This is a genomic window from Nocardiopsis listeri NBRC 13360 (assembly GCF_001570765.1).
Classification (GTDB): domain Bacteria; phylum Actinomycetota; class Actinomycetes; order Streptosporangiales; family Streptosporangiaceae; genus Nocardiopsis; species Nocardiopsis listeri.
This window is the reverse complement of the sequence record NZ_BCSH01000055.1, coordinates 1-2,819: the sequence shown is the minus strand read 5'-3', so window position 1 is coordinate 2,819 and position 2,819 is coordinate 1. Positions and strand designations below refer to the sequence as shown.

At 68.8% G+C, this 2,819-nt stretch carries 3 protein-coding genes; 1 reads left to right on the top strand and 2 read right to left on the bottom strand.

The features are described from left to right. Positions 1 to 4 precede the first annotated feature (4 nt). Positions 5 to 955, bottom strand: coding sequence for an NAD(+) diphosphatase (gene nudC / locus NLI01S_RS17350; RefSeq protein ID WP_067605859.1), 951 nt, complete (start codon positions 953 to 955; stop codon positions 5 to 7). Between the two features lie 124 nt (positions 956 to 1,079). After that, positions 1,080 to 2,456: a dipeptidase gene (locus NLI01S_RS17345; RefSeq protein WP_067605857.1), complete on the bottom strand. Its 1,377-nt coding sequence runs from the start codon at positions 2,454 to 2,456 to the stop codon at positions 1,080 to 1,082. A gap of 159 nt (positions 2,457 to 2,615) precedes the next feature. Here NLI01S_RS17345 and NLI01S_RS25800 point away from each other — a divergent pair, with 159 nt between their 5' ends. Then, positions 2,616 to 2,756 (top strand): hypothetical protein, encoded by a 141-nt coding sequence (locus NLI01S_RS25800; RefSeq protein ID WP_157091066.1) that lies wholly within the window; start codon positions 2,616 to 2,618, stop codon positions 2,754 to 2,756. Positions 2,757 to 2,819: the final 63 nt, after the last annotated feature.

The window sequence follows — 2,819 nt, the reverse complement described above, 5'->3', positions numbered from 1 at the left end:
GGGGTCACCAGCCACCGGGAAGACGTCCCCCGTACCAGTGTTCGATGAGGGTGCGGGCTATGGAGACGCGTCCGGGCAGGATCACCTCGCCGGCCTCCGCGGCGGCGGCGAGTTCGGGTCGGGTGAACCATCGGACCTCGGAGATCTCGTCGTCGGTGGCCGTGGCCTCCCCCACCGCACGAGCGGTGTAGCCCACCATGAGGCTGCGCGGGAACGGCCAAGGCTGTGAGGACAGGTAGCGCGGGTCCCGCACGATCACGCCCGTCTCCTCGGCCACCTCGCGGACGACCGCCTGTTCCAGGGACTCCCCGGCGTCGACGAACCCGGCCAGGACCGAGAAGCGCCGGGCGTCCCAGTTCGGGTTGTGGCCCAGCAGCGCCTCGTCCCGGCCGTCGCGTTCACGGTGCACCAACATGATCACCGCCGGGTCCATCCGGGGGAACTGCTCGGTGCCCTCTTCCTCGCAGACCCGGACGTGCCCGGCCTTCTCGATCCGAGTGCGGGAACCGCAACGGGGACAGAAGCCGTGGGTGGCGTTCCAGTTGGCCAGGGCGATGGCCCGGGTGAAAAGACCGGTGTCGTGATCGTCGAGGACCGCGCCGACCTCGCGCAGCGAGGCGGGTTCCGCGACGGGGTTGACGGTCAACTCCTGTTCGGAGCGCACCGCGAAGTACGCGCGTTCGCCATCGCTGCCCAGGAGGTAGCGCTCGCCCTTGGGCGCCTGCTCGGGAGTGATGAGGACGAGTTCGCGAGATCGACCGGTGGTGACCAGGGCGCGGGACTGTTTGGCCATCAGCGCCTGCCAGCCGTGGCTTCCGGGTTCGCCGCCCTCCAGGACCAGCACGCGGGTGTTCGTGTCGGCCCAGGCCTTGGCCAGCCACTCGTCGTCACCTCGACGGTGTCCGGCGGAGTCGACCGAGGCGCGGGAGAGTGCGGGTACGGCGTCGAAGTCCATGGGACCTTCCTGATAAACGTGCGCGACACACCAGGTGTAACGCGTTCGGGGGTGCCGTGCACTCCCGACGGATGAACCCGCGCACTTCCGGGTGAGAAGTGCGCGGGTGCGACCGTTGGGCTGGTCAGGCTCCCTTGCCCAATTCCTCCCACAGGTGGGCGGCGCTCTCGGCGCCCTTGAGCAACAGCGGCATCTCGACCTTCTCGTTGGGGGCGTGGATGCGGTCCTCGTTCAGGCCCACGGCCACGAACACCAGAGGGGTCTGGAGGATGTCGGCGATGTCGGCCTCGGGTCCGCTGCCGCCCTCGCGGGTGAACAGGACCTCCTTGCCGAAGGCGCGGCTCATGGCGGCTCGGGCGGCCTTCAGGGCTGTGGAGGACAGGTCGGACGCGCAGGCGCGCACGCCGGGGCCACCGAACTCCAGTTCGGCGTGGACGCCGTCGGGAGTGTTGGCCTCCACGTACTCGCGGACACGGTCCTGGATCGTCAGGGGCTCCTGTCCGGGGACCAGACGGAAGCTGATCTTGGCGTGCGCGGAGCGCGGGACGATCGTCTTGCCGCCGGCGCCGGTGTGGCCGCCCCACATTCCGTTGATCTCGGCGGTGGGCCGCAACCAGACACGCTCCAGGGTGCTGTAGCCCTTCTCGCCACGGGCCGCGGTGGACGCGGCGGTGGCCAGCCACTCCTTCTCGTCGAAGGGGAGCCGGGCGATGAGCTCGCGTTCCTGCTCACTGGCCTCGACGACACCGTCGTAGAAGCCGGGGATAGCGACGCGGTCGTCGCCGTCGTGCAGCCCGGAGAGCAGGTCGCTCATGATCTTGAGCGGGTTGGGAACGGCACCGCCGAAGGAGCCGCTGTGCAGGTCGCGTTCGGGCCCGTACAGGCTGATATCGACGTCGGTGACACCGCGCATGCCCACGCACATGGAGGGGGTGTCGGGGGCCCACATGGTGGTGTCGGAGATGACGGCCACGTCGCAGGCCAAACGTTCGCGGTTGGCCTTCATCAGCTCGGCGAAGTGCACCGAGCCGGACTCCTCCTCACCTTCGACCAGCAGCTTGATCGTGACCGGCGGGGCGTCCGCGCCGGAGACGGCCAGGGCCGCGCGCACACCCAAGGCGTGGAAGAGCACCTGACCCTTGTCGTCGGAGGAACCGCGCGCGTACAGGGAGGTGCCGCGCTCGGTGGGGACGAACGGTTCGGTCTCCCACTCTTCGAGCGGGTCGACCGGCTGGACGTCGTGGTGGCCGTAGACCAGCACCGTGGGCGCGTTCGGGTCGGTGGCGGGCCATTCGGCGAACACGGCGGGCAGACCAGGGGTCTCCCATACCTCGACCGTGGGGAAACCGGTCTCGGTGAGGTGGTCGGCGAGCCATCGGGCCGAACGCCGCACGTCGTCATGGTGCGCGGGATCGGCGGAGATCGAGGGGATCGCCAACCACTCCTTGAGCGCTGTGAAGAACTCGTCCTTGTGGTCGTCGATGTAGGCGCGTGCGTCCATATCCCGTCCTTGTCCTGGACATCCTTGTCGAATTCGACCTTAGGACCTGGACGTACGGGACATGACACGCCGGCCACGCCCACATGGTCGTATTCGATGTGACCGGTGAGAACGAACACGTGGACCGGTTGCCCCATGCGCTGTCCGACGCCGCCCGCCGTGACTTCCTTCACCGCGAGGAACGTCGAGGCGCGGGCCCTCTTCGGGGATCGTCTCCGGCCCCGTCGGCGTTCCCTGCTCCTGCGTTCTCCCGGCGTGCTCCAGGCCAGGATGAGTAATTCCAAGGAGTGGGTGTGGTGATGGCCGGTGGGGTGCCTGGGGTCGTGGTCCTTTGGGTTGTTGGGCGGGTGTCGGGTGTGTGGG